Annotated in this window: 16 protein-coding genes; 6 read left to right on the top strand and 10 right to left on the bottom strand. The window is 39.7% G+C overall.

All coding sequences use genetic code 11. From position 1 onward, the window contains the following. Positions 1–203: 203 nt before the first annotated feature. The 4 genes from QL998_RS05990 to QL998_RS06005 form a co-directional block, all read right to left on the bottom strand. Positions 204–629 (bottom strand): DUF86 domain-containing protein, encoded by a 426-nt coding sequence (locus QL998_RS05990; RefSeq protein ID WP_290192313.1) that lies wholly within the window; start codon positions 627–629, stop codon positions 204–206. Then, a complete protein-coding gene (locus QL998_RS05995; protein ID WP_197103407.1) occupies positions 622–1,011 on the bottom strand; it encodes a nucleotidyltransferase domain-containing protein in 390 nt (129 codons plus the stop codon). Before QL998_RS05995 ends, QL998_RS05990 begins: the two co-directional genes overlap by 8 nt. 230 nt (positions 1,012–1,241) lie before the next feature. Then, a complete protein-coding gene (locus QL998_RS06000) occupies positions 1,242–2,741 on the bottom strand; it encodes a DUF2235 domain-containing protein (RefSeq protein WP_290192314.1) in 1,500 nt (499 codons plus the stop codon). A gap of 95 nt (positions 2,742–2,836) precedes the next feature. After that, a complete protein-coding gene (locus tag QL998_RS06005; RefSeq protein ID WP_024604330.1) occupies positions 2,837–4,141 on the bottom strand; it encodes an NAD(P)/FAD-dependent oxidoreductase in 1,305 nt (434 codons plus the stop codon). A gap of 247 nt (positions 4,142–4,388) precedes the next feature. Between QL998_RS06005 and QL998_RS06010 the strand changes: the two genes are divergently transcribed. Then, positions 4,389–6,317, top strand: coding sequence for a RecQ family ATP-dependent DNA helicase (locus QL998_RS06010; RefSeq protein ID WP_290192315.1), 1,929 nt, complete (start codon positions 4,389–4,391; stop codon positions 6,315–6,317). Positions 6,318–6,362: 45 nt separating this feature from the next. After that, complete coding sequence (locus QL998_RS06015; RefSeq protein ID WP_010554993.1) at positions 6,363–6,671, top strand: YkgJ family cysteine cluster protein; 309 nt, start codon at positions 6,363–6,365, stop codon at positions 6,669–6,671. A 74-nt stretch (positions 6,672–6,745) separates the two neighbouring features. Here QL998_RS06015 and QL998_RS06020 read toward each other — a convergent pair whose 3' ends face one another. From QL998_RS06020 to QL998_RS06035, 4 genes are all read right to left on the bottom strand, one after another. Continuing rightward, positions 6,746–8,365 carry a methyl-accepting chemotaxis protein gene (locus QL998_RS06020; protein ID WP_290192316.1) on the bottom strand — a complete coding sequence of 540 codons (1,620 nt, stop codon included), beginning with the start codon at positions 8,363–8,365 and terminating at the stop codon, positions 6,746–6,748. A 236-nt stretch (positions 8,366–8,601) separates the two neighbouring features. Continuing rightward, entirely contained in the window at positions 8,602–9,219 is a 618-nt protein-coding gene (locus QL998_RS06025) for a glutathione S-transferase (RefSeq protein ID WP_010554991.1), read from the bottom strand. Between the two features lie 50 nt (positions 9,220–9,269). Next, a complete protein-coding gene (locus tag QL998_RS06030) occupies positions 9,270–10,298 on the bottom strand; it encodes an NADP-dependent oxidoreductase (protein ID WP_290192317.1) in 1,029 nt (342 codons plus the stop codon). A gap of 179 nt (positions 10,299–10,477) precedes the next feature. Beyond that, complete coding sequence (locus tag QL998_RS06035; protein WP_024604335.1) at positions 10,478–10,984, bottom strand: GNAT family protein; 507 nt, start codon at positions 10,982–10,984, stop codon at positions 10,478–10,480. Between the two features lie 149 nt (positions 10,985–11,133). Between QL998_RS06035 and QL998_RS06040 the strand changes: the two genes are divergently transcribed. Further along, positions 11,134–12,339, top strand: coding sequence for an anhydro-N-acetylmuramic acid kinase (locus QL998_RS06040; protein WP_024604336.1), 1,206 nt, complete (start codon positions 11,134–11,136; stop codon positions 12,337–12,339). A 41-nt stretch (positions 12,340–12,380) separates the two neighbouring features. Here QL998_RS06040 and QL998_RS06045 read toward each other — a convergent pair whose 3' ends face one another. Continuing rightward, positions 12,381–12,866 (bottom strand): hypothetical protein, encoded by a 486-nt coding sequence (locus QL998_RS06045; protein ID WP_290192318.1) that lies wholly within the window; start codon positions 12,864–12,866, stop codon positions 12,381–12,383. A gap of 560 nt (positions 12,867–13,426) precedes the next feature. On the opposite strand from QL998_RS06045, the gene QL998_RS06050 reads away from it, so the two are divergent. Both QL998_RS06050 and QL998_RS06055 read left to right on the top strand, forming a co-directional pair. Next, on the top strand, positions 13,427–14,347 hold the full coding sequence (locus QL998_RS06050) for a LysR family transcriptional regulator (RefSeq protein WP_024604337.1): 921 nt from the start codon (positions 13,427–13,429) through the stop codon (positions 14,345–14,347). Between the two features lie 123 nt (positions 14,348–14,470). Next, positions 14,471–14,668 carry a 4-oxalocrotonate tautomerase family protein gene (locus QL998_RS06055; protein WP_024604338.1) on the top strand — a complete coding sequence of 66 codons (198 nt, stop codon included), beginning with the start codon at positions 14,471–14,473 and terminating at the stop codon, positions 14,666–14,668. Positions 14,669–15,126: 458 nt separating this feature from the next. Here the strand turns inward: QL998_RS06055 and QL998_RS06060 are convergent, their stop codons facing one another. Further along, complete coding sequence (locus tag QL998_RS06060) at positions 15,127–15,483, bottom strand: antibiotic biosynthesis monooxygenase (protein WP_024608398.1); 357 nt, start codon at positions 15,481–15,483, stop codon at positions 15,127–15,129. A gap of 277 nt (positions 15,484–15,760) precedes the next feature. Between QL998_RS06060 and QL998_RS06065 the strand changes: the two genes are divergently transcribed. After that, a complete protein-coding gene (locus QL998_RS06065; RefSeq protein WP_290192319.1) occupies positions 15,761–17,728 on the top strand; it encodes a hypothetical protein in 1,968 nt (655 codons plus the stop codon). The last annotated feature ends 21 nt before the right edge of the window (positions 17,729–17,749 follow it).

A 17,749-nucleotide genomic window follows, 5' to 3' on the forward strand; every position in this document is an offset into this window, starting at 1 on the left:
AAGCGCGATGTAAAATCGCGCCTACAATTTAAAAGCTTCGCTTTTCGCGCGAGCAAGCTGAGCGCCTACAGGTGTTTGGGTGAGCTTTTGTAGCGTTGATTGGGAGTTATGAACCAGAGTTACTAGAGGACAAAGCGCGATGTAAAATCGCACCTACGGTTTTGTTCAGTACAGTGGTTTAATTATTGTAGGTGAGGTTTTATCTATGAATCTTTGTTTAGCTCTGTAATCGCTTTAATACTAAATGCCTGCATAGTTATGTAATGTTGTTTTTTAATGATTGTTTTAACGATACTTTGATCAATATTTAAGTAATCGTGAACAAGTGCATTTCGTAAGCCTATAATTTTACGCCATGACAGTAGTTCTGCCTCGCTCAAAAAGCCTAAATGAGTAAGTTCGCTAAATGTTTGATAGGCGTTGCTACTGGTACTACTTTTGTGCTGCTTTAGCCAATGCTTTGATAAACCAATACACACCGCGGTCATTAACTGTAGTAATCGCTCAGCGGCTCGGTAGTCTCTGCTATTAAGTGAATCGATTTGACTGAGTTCGTCGAGTTCTTGCATATATTCGTCAATATGGCGTGTTACTTCACTTAAATAAAGTGGAATTCCGGTATCAGTCATGTTTACTCGCTATGGTTTCAAATTCGAACTGGCTATATATACGCTGCTGCTCTTTCATCGCTCTAACACTATTATTGCTTATAATTATTTTTCCATATTCAATAACATTGAAAGCTAAATAACTTGGAATAATATTTATATCAACAATCGAAATAAGTTGTTCATTAAGATTAAGTGCATTACTTATTTCAAGCTCAAGCTCTTTTGGCCTAAGGCGCTTATCGAACGATTCCAGATCAAAGTTTTTAAATGCTATGGCTAAGTCAATGTCACTATGAGGCTGAGCTGTCCCTTTTGCATGAGAGCCATATAGCCAAACTACATCAATGTCGGTGTTTTGATGTAAATACTCAATTATTTTTTGTATAACTTCATTTGTCACGAAAAGTAACCATTGATAAAAACAGTAATAATAACCTATCAGTTTTATAGTGAACATTAAAACTGATATTTGTTTTATTTAATTTAAAAGCTTCGCTTTTCGCGCGAGCAAGCTGAGCGCCTACAGGTGTTTGGGTGAGCTTTGTAGCGTTGATTGTGGTAATGAGCTAGTTACTAAAGAGAAAGCGCGATGTGAAATCGCACCTACAATTTAAAAGCTTCGGGTACCTATTACTCCAACCGCGTTACTTTTAATTGTATTTTACCTGCATTAGCGCCATAAAAGCGGCTTAGGTCGTTTGCAAATGGGCAAAACTCGCCTGATTTATCCATTTTAATGTCGGCGCCATTGGCTATTTCAAATAGGTGGTCGTCGTTTTTATTAATAGCACCAATGAGCGAAAACCATTGTGCGCGAGGAAATCGTCTAAATGGTTCAAGCAAGGCCATGGGGATTTCTTTTACGCCAAGTTGAACGTTATCGCGGTTCCAGCCTAATGGCGTGCACTTTATGCCATCGTCAAACCAATATTGATTTGGGTATGGGGTAAAGCGGTACGTGGCGCCTTGCTCTAGCATGAGGCCGGTTGCGTTGTATTGCTCAGAGGCAAATACCATTACATCTTGGCTTTGGTTAATGCTCAGCACACTCATGTTTTGATTAGCCAGTTCTATATGTTGGCTTAAACCAATAAAGCTAAGTGTGGTGTTGTCGTTGTAGCTAATTTTGTAATGCAGTTTTTTAAGTGATTCTGGGCGGTAACTGGTTAGCTTATTAATACGTTCGGCTACGCTGTAGTGCACTAAAGGCTCAAGGTTGCTGGCTTCGTCATCAATTAATATATAGCACTGCCTATCTACTAATTTAAAAAACGGGTTAAACCAAAAGTAATTTTGTTGATGACTTAATGCGAGCGGATCGGGCGTTACTGTTACGTCATCTTGTGCTACTAAGTTGCTATCGGGGAGTAGGGTTTCGTAGTCTATATCGTGGCTAGTGAGTAACGATATATTAAGCGGTTGTTCTATTAGCCATTCAAGTGCATGGCGCAAGCTAATATCGGCTAGGCCATCGCGGTAGTAACCGCCGCCAATGTCTGAATGCGCACCTGCAAACCATAGCTCGGTAATGTTGCTTTGATGGTTCATGAGTGTGGGTTCAAATGCGCGGCGTTTTTCGTCAAGGGCTACGCAGTGCAGCGCGTGAGTAATGTTGTTGGCAATGGTGTGGTTTTCAAAAATAACGTGCTCTGCGCCGCGTGTGGCTTTACTTACTTTTGACAAGCCAATTGAGGCGACGGTATCAAACACACATACGTAAACATTATCAGCAATTAAAGGCTCTAGGATTTTGGCAAAACGCCTAGCAAGTGCACCGCCTCTGCTAAAACCCGTTAGCAGTATGGTATCGCCTATTAGGTAGTGAGCTTTAAAGTCGCTTAACGCTTGATTTAAAATACTGGCTACGTCGTCACCACGAGGTGCAAGGGTTTGGTTTAAAATGCGTTTAAGGCGACTGCCTTTGGTACCAATACCTTGATAATAAAAACTGAGTTGGTTAGCAAATGGAGTAATTGGGGAGTCTTCTAATTTACCGCCAAGTAGTAAATGCAGTTTTAGAATGTTGGTAATATTAGAGTCTTCTTTAAAATGATCAGAGCTAAATTGTTCTGCGTCACGGGGCTCGCCTCCTGTGCCGTCAAAGTTAAAAATTAGCGTTTTACCCGTCATAACCCAATTTCCTTAGTTGTTTTAAATACTCTACACAGACAATGTTAAAAATTAAAGACAGTGATAACGCTCACTGCCTTTAATTTAAATCGCCTTTAATGCAACTTCATTTTAGGGCGCACTACACGCAGCACTTTTTCGCTTATCCATAATGCAAAGGTTTTTGCGCTACCGTGTATGGCGCGTTGGTGCATACGGTATAAAGATATATACATAAAGCGGGCAATTTTACCTTCAATAAAAAAGGTATTGCTGGTTAGATTGCCCATTAAGTTACCTACAGTGCTGTAGCTTGATAAGTTAACAAGTGAGCCATGGTCGCTGTATTTAAAGCCGCGTAGAGGTTGCTGTTTTAGCGTTGCGATTAGATTTTTTTCGACGCACTGCGCCATTTGATGCGCCGATTGTGCACGAGGTGGTACTTGCTTGCCATCGGCTTGGGTAAATGCGCAGCAATCACCTAATACAAAAATGCTTTCGTCTACGGTGCTTTGTAAGAACTCGTTTACTTGAATTTGGTTGCTACGCGTCAGCTCAAAAATACCTAAGTCTTTTATAAAATCAGGTGCTTTTACGCCTGCTGCCCACACCATAATATCGGCATCAATGTGTTCTTCGTCTTTGGTGATAAAGCCTTGTGCGGTGCCTTCTTTTACTTGTGTTTGCTCGCGCACGTTTACGCCAAGCTTTAATAGTTCGCGTTTGGCACTTACGGCAATACGCTCTGGTAGTGCTGGTAAAATTCGTGGTCCGGCTTCTATTAAATGAATATGCAAACGCTTAGACGACATATTTGTTAAGCCATAAAGCTTTAATAGTTCAGACACATGATAAAGCTCAGCTGAGAGTTCAACACCGGTAGCACCGCCGCCTACAATGGCAATATTAAGTGATTGCTGTTGGTTGTCGTCTTGGTGAAGGCGTGTAAAGCTATCTAGTAATGAATGCTGAAAGCGCTCTGCTTGTTGGTTTGAATCTAAAAAGTAGCAGTGATCTTTTATACCTGGGGTATTAAAGTCGTTACTTACGCTGCCAATGGCAATGACTAGGTGGTCGTAGCGCACGGTGCGCTCGGGTAAAATTGTGTGGCCTAGCTCATCTAAAAGTGGTGCAAGGGTAACTGTTTTATTGCTTTGATCTATATTGCAAAAAGTACCAAGTTGAAAGTTATAGTGGTGTTTTGCAGCATGGGCTGAATACACAACCCCATCTAAATCGGGGTCAATAGAGCCTGTCGCTACTTCGTGCAGTAACGGCTTCCATATGTGGGTACGGTTTTTGTCTATTAGTAGAATTTCTGCTTGTTTTTTCTTTCCTAGTTTATGCCCTAATTGTGTTGCTAGCTCTAATCCACCAGCGCCACCGCCAATAACGACGATTTTAGGTTTAGTAATACTCATAACGTTGCCCTCAAAAAATAATATACCCAAATAATCTGTATTATTTTTAGTTTTTTAAGATGACTTGGGTATCAATAAATTATTTTGGCAACAAGCAGTTACTACTCATTTTATAGTGCTCTAGTTTGCGCTTAAATAAAGGTGATGTCAGCAAAAAATGCTGAATAAAGGCATATAAGTTATACTCACTTTCTTATAGTTTAGCTGTACAGTTAAATTGCTGTTAAAAACACCGAAAAGGACATTTATGACCACGCCACTAATTCAATCACTTGAGCAGCACTTTGGTTTTAGCCAATTTAGAACAGGGCAACAACAAACTATAGAGCAGCTTTTAAATGGTCAATCGTCGTTGGCTATATTTCCGACCGGCTCGGGTAAATCGTTGTGCTATCAATTAACTGCGTTGCATTTACCAAATTTAACGTTAGTGGTTTCGCCTTTGCTTGCATTGATGAAAGATCAAATTAGCTTTTTAAATAGCAAAGGTATTTATGCTGCCAGCCTTGATTCGAGCCAAGATCAAATGCAAAGCAGCACCGTAATGAATGATGTGCGAAATGGTAAAATTAAGGTATTAATGGTGTCGGTTGAGCGCTTTAAAAACGAGCGTTTTAGAGAGTTTATAAGCCAAGTGGCACTTTCGATGTTAGTGGTCGACGAAGCGCACTGTATATCTGAATGGGGCCATAACTTTAGACCCGACTACCTTAAATTGCCGCGTTACCGCGAAGAGCTTAATATTCCTTTAGTGTTGTTACTTACTGCAACGGCGACTAAAAAAGTAAAACGCGATATGGCAGAGCGCTTTGCTATTGCGCCTGAGTGCATTGTGCAAACGGGCTTTTACCGCGCTAATTTAGACTTAAGCGTGCTGAGCGTTAAAACCGCCGATAAAAACACCGAGCTTGCTAACATTGTACGCGCGCAAAGTGGCCCTGGTATTGTGTATGTAACATTGCAGCAAAGCGCAGAACAAGTCGCTAATGTGCTAAGTGCACAAGGTGTGCATGCGGTGGCTTATCATGCGGGGCTTGAGGATACGCTACGCTGGCAAATTCAAGATGATTTTATGGCGGGTAAAATTAACGTAGTGGTGGCTACCATTGCCTTTGGTATGGGCGTTGATAAGTCAGATATTCGCTTTGTTATACATTACGATTTACCTAAATCGATTGAAAACTACAGCCAAGAAATTGGCCGAGCAGGGCGCGATGGTAATCCATCAAACTGTTTCACGCTTGCTAACCTAGACGGCCTAAATACGGTAGAAAATTTTGTATACGGCGACACTCCTGAGCTTAGCGGTATTGAATACGTAATTAACGATATTCGTCAAAGCCACCAGCAATGGGAAATGCAAGAATATAGCTTATCGAGCGAAAGTAATATTAGGCAACTGGCACTTAAAACCTTACTCGTACAGCTTGAAATGCAAGGCGCTATAACGCCGCAATATGCCTACTACGCCGATTTTAAATACAAATTTTTGGTTGATAAAAACGAGCTACTAAGCCAATTTGACGAGCAACGCCAAGCATTTTTAACGCAAATATTTAGCCATACAGATTTTAAAAAAATATGGGGGACGCTAAATTTTGATTCCCTTACGCAAGCCGCGCAGGTTGATCGAAAACGTGTAGTGGCTGCTCTTGACTATCTAGCCGAAAAAAACCTAATAACGCTCGAAACCAAACGTATTACCCAAGTATACAAAGTGCATGCAGAGGTTATAAATACCCCTGAACTTGCCCAGCAACTTCACGACTACTTTACCGATAAAGAACAAGCCGAAATTAAACGTATTGCTGCATTGGTTCGCTTTTTTGAGCTACAAAGTTGCTTAAGCTATAACTTAGCGCGCTATTTTGACGATCAAAATGCGCCAGCGCAATGCGGGCATTGTAGTGTATGCAGAGGGCATGCGGTTAAGCTTGAGTACTCTATAGAGCCTGCATATATTGACGAGCAACTTATTTATCAAAAGGTAGATGAGTTTTTAGCGCATATGGCGGGCAAAGGTAATCATAATGTGGGTATTGAAACCCAATGCCGCTTTTTAGCGGGGATGAGTGTGCCGTTATTTGCGCGTAATAAAGTGCGCCAATTGAGTGGTTTTGCGCTGTGCGAGCAGATGCGTTACAGCGATATAAAAGCAAAACTACTAGCGCGTTAAATTAGTTACTGTATCCTAGTGGCTTATTCAAAAAAGTAAGCCACTATGCCTCATATTGTTATTCCCGTTGAAAATATTTCTACTACCCCAGAGCCAGTTACCTGTGCTAACTGCCAAGCCTGTTGTTGCCAATTAGAAGTGCGCATAGTAACCGACACCGGCGTGCCTTTTAACTATATAGAATACGATAAATGGGGCAGCGAAGTAATGAAACGCGCTGACGACGGCTGGTGTCAAGCACTCGACCGCAATACGCTTATGTGCTCTATTTACGAAAACCGCCCATTAGTATGTCGCGAGTTTGAAATGGCGTCGGGTGAGTGTATTACCGAGCGTGATTTAGCGGGTATATAGTCCGCTATTATTAAAGTACATAAACAACAAAGGGGCTTAAAGCCCCTTTTTAATTACTGTAAAACGCTAAACAATTAAACTTTAAAGTAGCTAATATACTTTTTAAGCGTGTTTGAAAGGTCAGCTAATGCAACGGCTTCTTGTGCGTTACTGTTAAGCGACATGCTGGTTTCTTTTGACATACTGGCAATTTCTTCTACGCCGGTACTAATTTGCGCCACGGTGGCTACTTGGTTTGATGTTGATTCAACAATTTCAAGCACGTTACTTAATGAGTCATTAGCTTGTTGCTGTATTTGATGCAGTAGCTCGTTTGCTTCGTGAGTAAGCGTTAAGCCATTTTCTACTTGCGGTACTGTGGTTTCCATAGCTGTTACCGACGCTTGCGTATTTTCTTGTACTTGCAAAATCATCTTCTCAATATCGCCTGTTGCATCACCAGTACGCTGGGCAAGTTGCCTTACTTCGTCAGCAACAACAGCAAAACCTCGGCCTGTTTCGCCTGCTCTAGCGGCTTCTATTGCCGCATTTAGTGCAAGTAAGTTTGTTTGATCGGAAATACTGCGGATCACACTTAAAATATCGCCAATGTGTTTTACATGTTCTTGCAACACGTTTACTTGGGTAACTGTGGCTTTTACGGTTACTGAAATTTGCTCAATTTCGGCTGCTACTTTTTGCACAGCAATACTGCCTTGCTGCGATAATTGCGCGGTTATTTTTGAGTTATCTTCTGTTTGCCTAACTGAATCGGCTACGGCATGAATACTTTGGCTCATTTCTTCTAGGCTACTTACTGCCGAGTTTGTATAAGTTACTTGTGCGTCAGCGGCACTAAGTGCTTGCTGCGAACCAGACGCTACGCTTGCAGAGTGGGTAGAAAGCTCTTCAGATGAGTTAATAATGCTATCTACAATAGTTTTTAGTTTAGATTGCATAACCCCTACAGAAGCCATCATGCTATTTGGGCAACACGACTGTACATCACCCCTTAAATCGCCTTGGGCAATAAGGGCAATTACTTCAGCGGCTTCTTGTGGTTCGCCACCTACTGACTTTCTGATCAGTTGGCTAATAACGTACGCAACACTTGCACCTATTAAAACTGCAAGCGCGGTGAGCGAAATCATCCAAATTTCAAATGAACTGGCAATATCGAGAGTATCAATAGTGGTGGCTTGATTTGCTTGTTCTTGCAGGTTTATAAATTGGTTTATAACATTTAGCCACTCGGTAAACGCAGGGCGCGCATCGGTTAATAAAATACGCTCAGCTTCGTTTAGGTTTCCTGCGTTTTTAGCGTTTATTACACCTTGAATAAAAGGCTGAGTGCGCTGCTCTATTTGATTTATTCTATTAATTAAAGCGCGTTCTTCGCTATTCATATTACTTATTAGCTTAGCCATAGAGCGGCTTGAGGTTTGGTAAAATGCGTTTAGCTCTTTTATGCTATTTAACACGGTGCTTAAACTGCTTTGATCGGTGATTAGCACTACATCGCGCACGGCTATTGCTCTGTCGTGTACGCTGCCTCTAAAGTTAATTGCGTAACGTTGCTTTACCGAGTTTACGTCGGTCATGTGGGTAATGTTATTATTAATAAGGCTAACGCGCGAAATTCCAATAATGGTTAAAATAAGCATCATTGATAAAATTACGCCAAAACCGGTCGTTAAACGCATGTTTATGGTCATGGTTGATCCCAAGTGTGAGTCAATACGCGCAAAAGCAGCTTGTATTATTAGTGATTATTCTAAAATAATAGCAGCATTATGCCTTATTAATTAAAGTTTTATTAGCAATAAGGGATTGTTTGTTAATTTAGTTTACAAGCGTAACTTTGGTGGGATTATTTTACAGGCATATTTATAGGCATAACAAAGGGGCTAAATGCCCCTTTGTGTTATATAAAAATATTATATAAAAGTAGTTAGTCGTACTTTGCTTCTAGTTCATTAGCTGTATGAAACTTCTCATGGCTTTGTAATTGTTCGTCGTATTTAACGAGGTTTTTAAAGTGTGCTAATTGACCTGAGTTTTTAACAATTTCAACAATAAACGACATCATAAAGTCAGCACCCGTTAGGGTATCGCCCACTAAATAACGTTTACCTTCTAGGCGGTCGTTAAAGTAGCTAATTACTTTAGCTGTTTCGGCGTCGGCATAGCCTTCTAAAAACTGTGTTTTAGCGCCGTCTTTAAGTACAAACATTTTAAGTAAAAGCGGTAAAATGGCTGAGCTTTCTGCAAAGTGCAGCCATTGCTGGTAGTCAACGTATTCAGCGGTATCTACTTTTGGAGCAAATTTACCGTTACCGTATTTAGTAATAAGGTAGTCGGTAATAGCGCCTGATTCAGCAATAATTAAACCGCCGTCTTCAATCACTGGTGACTTACCAAGTTGATGAATATGCTTTAATTCGTCAGGGGCTAAAAAAGTGTCTTTATTGCGCTGATAAGCGACGATTTCGTAGTCAACATTTAGCTCTTCTAAAAGCCAAATTACGCGTTTAGAACGGGATTTATTTAAATGATGTAGTTTGATCATGTCAGTCCTTTTGTGGCTCGTAAGGGCTTAGCCTTACAAGCCGTTTAAAATTAAAGTGGGTTATTAATTTTAACCACAGTTTTACCAAAGTTTTTACCGCATATCATATCGTTGAACGCGCCTACTGTATTTTCGATGCCTTCTACCATGTGCTCACGGTATTGAATTTTTCCGTCTTTCAGCCATTTTTGCATGTCTTGTGCAAACTCGTCGTAACGGTCGCCGTAATCATCAAAAATGATAAAACCTTGCATTTTAATACGCTTGGTAAGTAATTGACCCATTAGCATACCTAAACGGTCAGGGCCTTCTGGTAAGCTAGTTGCGTTATATTGCGATACTAAACCACACAATGGTACGCGTGCTGCGGTATTAAGTAGTGGTAGTACGGCGTCGAATACTTTTCCGCCCACATTTTCGTAGTAAACATCTATGCCTTTGTCGCAGGCTTTTTCTAGTTGCTCTGCAAAGTCATCGGCTTTGTGATCAATACACGCATCAAAGCCTAGCTTTTCCACGGCGTGGTTACATTTTTCACTGCCACCAGCAACACCCACTACTTTACAGCCTTTAATTTTAGCTATTTGACCAACCGTTGCACCAACGGGGCCTGTTGCTGCAGCAACAACTACGGTTTCGCTTTCTTTAGGCTGGCCAATATCAAGTAAACCCATGTACGCTGTAAAGCCCGGCATCCCCATAATACCTAATGCGTACGAAGGGTTTTCAGGCTCTTTACCTAATTGCATTAAGCCTTCGCCGTCGGTAATGGCGTAGTCTTGCCAACCTGTGTAGGCAAGTACCCATTCGCCAGTCTTAAATTTATCGTTTTTAGATTCTTCTACTTGGCACACTGTTGCGCCAACCATTACATCGCCAATATTAACAGGATCTGCGTACGACTTAGCATCGCTCATACGACCACGCATGTATGGGTCTAGTGATAAGTAAATAGTGCGTAGTAAAACTTCGCCGTCTTTTAATGCAGGAAGCTCTACCGTTTTTAATTTAAAGTTTTCATCTGTTGGAGCGCCATTAGGGCGTGATTCAAGAGTAAGTTGGCGACTAGTCGTAGACATATAAGATCTCCTATTAATATAAATAAACTACTTACCGAATGTTTACGTTTTAAAAATCGTGTTCAGCTAAACAATAATGCGCGGCTAAGCAGTATGAATATGTACAATGCGTACCTTAATAAAGGAGTTTTGGGCGGGTGGTTGATAATTCAACCTTTGCGCAGATTTAATTAGAGTAATTAGTCTGCTTTGAGCTTACTAAATATATGATTGTTGTAAAGTACCCCGTTTTTATAAATGGCCTGTTTAAGCACAGCCTCTTGCTCAAAGCCACTTTTAATAAGTGCTTTCATAGAGCCGGTATTACCAGCAAACACAGCGCCAAAAATTCTGTTTATGTGTGAGTTTGCAAACGCTTCATTGCATATAAGTTCAATAGCGCGAGTAATAATGCCTTGCCCCCAATAGGCTTTATTTAGCCAATAACCAATTTCGCCACTGTGGCTGTATTCAAATTCGCCGGGAGTTATGCCAATACAGCCGGCAAATTGCCCATTAACCTCAATGGCCTTAGCCGTTGCATCAATTACGCCGTTTTTTGAGCCTTGGTTTATCCACCAATCAGCATCGGCTTGCGTATACGGAAACGGAATTTTTGACGATAAATAACGCGTTACCTGTTCATCATTTAGGGTGCTAATAATGAAAGGCGCGTCTTGGGCTTTAAACTCTCTGAGGGTGATCATATTTTTTCATAAATTTTTAGTATGCATACTAACTTAACAATCATTTTAACGTTAAACAATCAGAACCTAAATTAAACGGTTTACGGCTATTACTTTGTTTTAAAGTCCTCTAATATAAGCAAAATATTACACCTATTTTAGATGCCATTATGCACCCTCACATTAAAGCACTTTATAACAGCGCCCAAAAACCAAGCCGTTTAATTATTGGTTTAATGAGCGGCACTTCGTTGGACGGGCTTGATGTTGCACTATGCAAAGTAACGGGCGCAGGCTTAAATACACACATTGAGGTTTTAAATTTTACTACTGTTGATTACAACGACGATTATAAAACTAAAATAAAGCAGGTATTTGCTAAGCGAGAATGCGATTTAGAACTTGTTACTTTATTGCACCCGTGGGTAGGTAAACTCCATGGCGATATGGTTAACCAGTGCTTACATACTTGGCAAATAAACCCGGCAAGTATTGATGTAATAGCGAGCCACGGGCAAACCATTTACCACTGCCCGCAGTCGCAGCATAACCACAAAAGCTTTACTAATGGCACCTTACAAATTGGCGATAGTGACCAAATAGCCGTTACTACGGGTATTACAACCATTGGTGATTTTAGGCAAAAACATATAGCCGCAGGAGGCGAGGGCGCACCACTGGCTGTGTATGGCGATTATTTGTATTTTTCGAGCGCTGTGGAGAGTCGGATTTTGCTAAATATGGGCGGCATTGCTAACTTAACGTTTTTACCCAAAAATGGTGATGCAAACGGCGTATTTAGTTCCGACATTGGCCCAGGTAATACCATTATGGATGCCTACGTACAGCAATATTTTAAAGGTATGCATTATGACGATGGCGCAAAAATAGCAAAAGCAGGCAAGGTAAATACACCATTATTAAATGCATTATGTAATAACGCATTTTTTAAACTCCCAATGCCTAAAACCACAGGGCCTGAGGTATTTAACTTAGCGTATTTAAACACCGCACAGCAGCTTACAAATACACAGCACTTAAGCCATGAAGATGTAATGGCCACCTTAAATACCTTTACTGCAACCGTTATAGCAAATGCATTAAACGAGTGTGCAGAGCGCGTACAAAATTGTGTGGTGTATGCAAGTGGTGGCGGTATTCATAACCCGTTACTAATGGCGCAACTTACAGTGCTTTGCCCACGTATTAAGGCTTTTAAAAATACCGACGATTTAGGTATAAATCCCGATGCAAAAGAGGCTGTGTTATTTGCTATTTTAGCAAACGAATGCCTAGCAGGAGAGCAGCAACACCTAAGTAACACCGCACAAGGTATTGCGGGAGTTACTATGGGTAAAGTAAGTTTTGCAGATTAATAACTTATAAGACGCGTCGCGTAATTTAAGTGCAGCCAGCACTAAAACAGCGATAAAAACGTAGAACCCATACTCGCAAAGTAGCTACGAACGCCCTGTGACTTGGTATGTTCAGTTTTTATTTGCTCAGGAATATAGCCTTGCTCAAATGCTTTAATGTACACATCGAGTTGCTGGCTTTCTTTTAAAGTCGTGTTTTTTCCGTGCAGCATCATTTGCACTACAAAACACTGGCTTTGTGTAATGTTACTTAAAGTTAGGTTTACAGTACCAGATTCAAGGTCTGCATTGCTCAGCGTTTTTTCAGTAAAATACTGCGCCCCACGCGCACTGGGCTGCGTTGCACTTAGTGAAATAACATCGCTCTCATTTGCGCCATCAGGCAACACACACTGCAGCGTAATATTATGCGCAGCACTGGCTTTTAGTGATAGTTTTTCATATTCCATAGCGTGGCTCATCGCCGCAGACATAGAATCATCAAATGATTGCAGTGCAAATGTTAGTTGCACTAAGGGAGTACTCATCTTACTTAGTCTTCTTGAGTCTATTCATTTATCGGATAGAGATTATCGCGGATCAAGGTTACAGATTTATGACTAATTGCATTAATTAGTACAATTATTGAGTGGTTTGATCAAAAAGGATCGGTCCTTTTTTACTCGATTTTGAAATCATTTCTCAATCAGAAATTATAAGGTATGAAGTTAATATTTGACGTGTAGATTCGCCTTGTTTTCACTGGAAGTCTCTGGTGAGAGAGAAATAAATTTAAATATAATCATGTCTCAATGTGTTAGTAAACCTCTTAACTAGAGTTCAGTTAGATACACAGTCTGTTTTTTACAAAGTAGAATATTTGGATATAGTTTCGAAATTAGAATACTCTGATAACTTACATCTAATTAGAGCTTTTGAGAAGTATTGGCTATGATTCCAAGTAACTACATCAAAACATTTTAGTAGCCTTGACGGTCGATTTTTGATGTTGAGTGACCATGCGAGGTCGTAATGATCTAAGGCCAAATATAAGGTAATTATTTAGAAGAAGTGTTTTATTTTTAACCATATAAATAGGTGTTATTGTATGTCGTCAACAGTGTTATCTGATTCCTTTCGAGGTATTGTCTATTTTACCGCAGCGGCCAAAAATGAAAGCTTTACCGCAGCAGCTGAAGAGTTAGGTATTTCCAAATCAGCATTAGGTAAAAGCATTGCTAAATTAGAAAATCATTTAAACACCAAGCTTTTTCATCGCACAACTAGGAAACTGAGTTTAACTACTGAAGGAGAGGCGTATTTAGCAAGCTGTCAATTGGCATTAGATACCCTTCAGTCAGCAGAGTTAGCGTTACAATCAAAATTATCCCAACCTTCAGGTCGAGTACGAATCGATGTGCCAGCTGCGTTTGGTCGCTCTTTTGTGTTACCTGTTTTATTGAAGCTTGCTGAGCAACATGCACAATTAAAACTAACAGTAACTTTTAATGATAAAATTATTGATCCTCTCGATGCTGGCTTTGATTTAGCTATTCGATTTGGTGCCATAAAAGATAGTGGTGATTTAGTTGCTAGAAAACTGACTTCTCAACATTTGATTTTAACCGCTTCTCCTGCTTATTTAGCACGTTTAGGTACCCCAACGAGTCTTGCTGAGTTAACAAGCCATCAGTGCATAGTGGCTTGGCGAGGTGGTAGTTCACTACATTGGTTAATTAAAAATACCGATGGTGATGATATGCGCTTTCATCCTAAGCCCTTTCATCAAATTAGTGATGGTGATGCTATGGTCGATGCTTGTATTGCTGGCGCGGGAATCATTCAGTTTCCTAAGTCTTTGCTTCAGCCTTGGCTAGATGAAGGTAAGCTAGTACCAATTTTGCCAGAGTTAAATCCTGCTTCAACTGAGTTACATATTATTTGGCCAAAAACAAAACATCTCCTGCCCAGTGTCAGGTTTATTATTGACGAATTTGTACGCTTATCAGATGAGGGTAATTTTAATTAATTGTAGAAATTAATACTACTTAGAGTCTCCTTTTTGCATGTTTATCTACTTATACGTCTTTGTTATGCTGTTTTCGTCATATCGTTGACGAGTTAACACCTATCTAATTAAAGGAGATACCTAATGCCGGTAGTTAATATTCAAATGTTTGAAGGTCGTGATCATGCTAAACAAGCGATAGCAAAAGAAGTGACAGCATCAATAGCTAAACACGCTGATGTTGATCCGCAATATGTTTACGTTATTTTTAATGATGTAAAAACAGAAGATTGGGCTATTTCAGGAGAAGTTTTTGCTGAAACGCTAAAAAAATCATCATAGGTATACAGATATAAATAAGCCATTGATGGAGTTAGAACTATAATCAATGGCTCTCTCTTCTATACTTTTTTACAAATGCCTTTCATTATTGCTTATGTTGAAGATACACAGAAATTGTTTTAATAGAGTCGTAAATTAAAAGCAGCTATTTTAAACGCTAACTGCGTTGAATTTATTTGCAATAGGCCAGCTATTGACGCGTAAATTCGCCTTGTTTCACTGAAAATCTCTGGCTAGAGAAAATAAATTTAAATATCACCATGATTTAATACGTTAGTAAATATCTTAACCAGGGGGCAGGTTAAATATTTTTATTTAGAACAATTATGTATACGTGTTTTTGCTAGTTTTAGCGCAATTCTCTTGTAGATAAATAGCCCTCATATATAAGCTGGTTATTTATAAAAAGAGTAATATTCACAAGTGTATAATTTTATATTAGTGCTTTTCTTGTATTATTATCGAGAAAACCCATCCACTAATACATGGTATTTAGCGCCAAATACGTCCAGTCTCTCACGTAAATTGTTATCTGCAACACCGTAAACATTTAATGCATAAATATCAACCAAGGATAAAAAAGTTTTCGCGAATGGCGCAAAACTTTCATCAATATGACTGATGATTGACGCTATATTTTTATATCTCTCAACGATGTGAATTTTTTTCCCATCTTCACTGATATTATATGTGTACGTTAAAGTGCCAGGCTCCTTTTTTACAACATCCACAATTTTATAAATGAGTTCTTTGAACTCTATTAATTTACCTTCTTTCACATCAAGAAAAAAATTGCACGTTATTTCATTTTTCATAAATACTCTCCATAGAGTTAAATTTTATACAGCCTGAAGGAAGAAAATAGTTATTTTCAAGTACAACTATTTAAAAATCATTATAAATGCAGTCTTAAAGTGGATAAATAGGCTCATTTTCGACTCAGAGTGGAATTTTAATCAACAATTATAAAAATATGATCTTGTGATTTAATCTGCTCATTGTTGAGCTCAAATTTAAGCGTTCAAATAACCTAAAGCTTTTAACCAAACGACCGATAAATTACTTAATAGAGTTTAGCGATTAGGGATAATCATGGTTAATAATGTATTTGGCAGCCAGGCTAATTTAAGCACTTTGCTGGCCCAATCAGTTAATAACGCTACCCAAAGCTCTGTGAGTCCTTCGCTACACACCAGCAGCGACCTTCAAGCTATTAATGATTTACAAACTAACGAGTCAAAAATAACCGATGGGTTATTAAGCCAGTTAAATAATGAAACTCTTGATGAAGCACTAGCCAGTAATCAAAAGGTAGAGGACGTTTTAAAGCAGCAACTTACCTCGTTATTTACTATTTCAAGCACGCCGAGCACGCTTAACTATAAACTCTCCGATGAAGAACTCGCCCTGCGCACCGTAATAAGCTCTCAGCATGAGGGGTTATTAAAAAACGAAAACAGTACCCAATTAATTGAGCGATTAAATACGTCGGTTAAAAATATTCAGGGTGCTTATGCTAATACCAGCGATATTTTATCGAGTTTAGGTCAGCTTGGGCATGAGCAAAAAACGTTTTTAGCCTCAAGTCAGCAACGTGTTGAGCGCTCACTTAATCCCTACATGGAAAGCCTCAATCGCGCAAAATACGAGGATGACGATAACTACCTGTTTGAGCTCTCGATAAAAACCAAAGAGGGCGATGTTATAAACATTATCTTTAACTCATCGCAAGGGTACGATGAAAACACAGGCGAAGCCGTTGATGGCTTTAGTTTAAGTTACGAAGTAAATGGCGATTTATCTGAGGCTGAGCATAAAGCACTTACGCAGGTGCTCAGTGGTGTTGGCGAAATGGCAGATGAATTTTTTAAAGTGAGTGAAAACTCATTTAATCCTCTTATAGTGCCAAACAAAACAGACATGAGTTTAGATTTTTTAGCAGGCTTTAATAGTCAGCAGCTAACAGGCTTTGATGTGTCGTTTTCAACAACGCAAAATAAAGATCTTGATTCGAAAGAGAACACGCTTGATTTAAGTTACTCCATTGATGAAGCATCAAACCAGCAAGCACTTGTGTTTAAAGCCGCAGGTGGGCAAAACGACATTGATTTTGCACTTGATATGTCAACCATTGGCGCTAAAGACACGCAGCAAATGCAGCAGTATTTAGCATCGCTAGATCAAAGCCTAGAAGATAGCCGAGTAAACAGTACCAAAGACGATAAAGAGTCGGCATTTGGGCGCAAAGGCGATGAGGCAATGCAGCAAGGTTTTGCATTATTTAAAGGCGCTTTTACGAGTATGTCGGCGGCGGCTGAGCGTTATAGCAATTTGGAGTCGCTTGCAGATCAGCACTTTAATGACGGGCGCGCCATGGTTGCCGATTTGGTTGATAACATGATTACAAACGATGCCCGTTACCAAGGGCTTGGTAATAAAGCCCCAAATACATTGGGTGCGAGTATTTCTAAGCTCGCTGATTTTGATGCTACATTTTCTTATGCGCTGGATAACGGCGATTATCAGCCTAAAAGTACCATTGAACTAAGCCAAGCGACTGATCGAAGCCAATTAGGGGATCTTAGCGGTGTAACGCAAAGTAAAAATGTAAGTAGCCACTTTGATTATCAATATAGTCGCCCTGATTACTACAACAAAGAAGAGAGTTATAACGTAAACACCGCCGTTAAAAATAAAGAGCTTGTGGGGCTCGATCAGTCTCACGAGGTTGATGTTAATACAAAAATGTTTGAGTTTAATCCGCAAACCAATCAATACGAGCTGCAAATGGCGATGCAAGAGCAAACAGTTAGTAAAAGCGACATTCGCTTAATTGACGATATTTGGCTTGAAGAAAACGAAAACAGCTACAACATGAATAAAAAAGAGCGTGTTGAGAGTGACGAAAAGCAAGACGAGTTTAAAAAAACAAGCAGCCATTCTCATAATAAACTAGTTACCTTAATTGGTGACTTAGATAAGCTAGCTGAAAATAAAAACGTAAGGCGAGAATATTTAACTAACTTATCGCAAGTTAACTTTTTTATGGATAAAAAGTAACGGTTTTGAGTTGTTCACTCC

Origin of the sequence: Pseudoalteromonas sp. APC 3691 (assembly GCF_030408135.1) — a bacterium.
Lineage (GTDB): Bacteria > Pseudomonadota > Gammaproteobacteria > Enterobacterales > Alteromonadaceae > Pseudoalteromonas.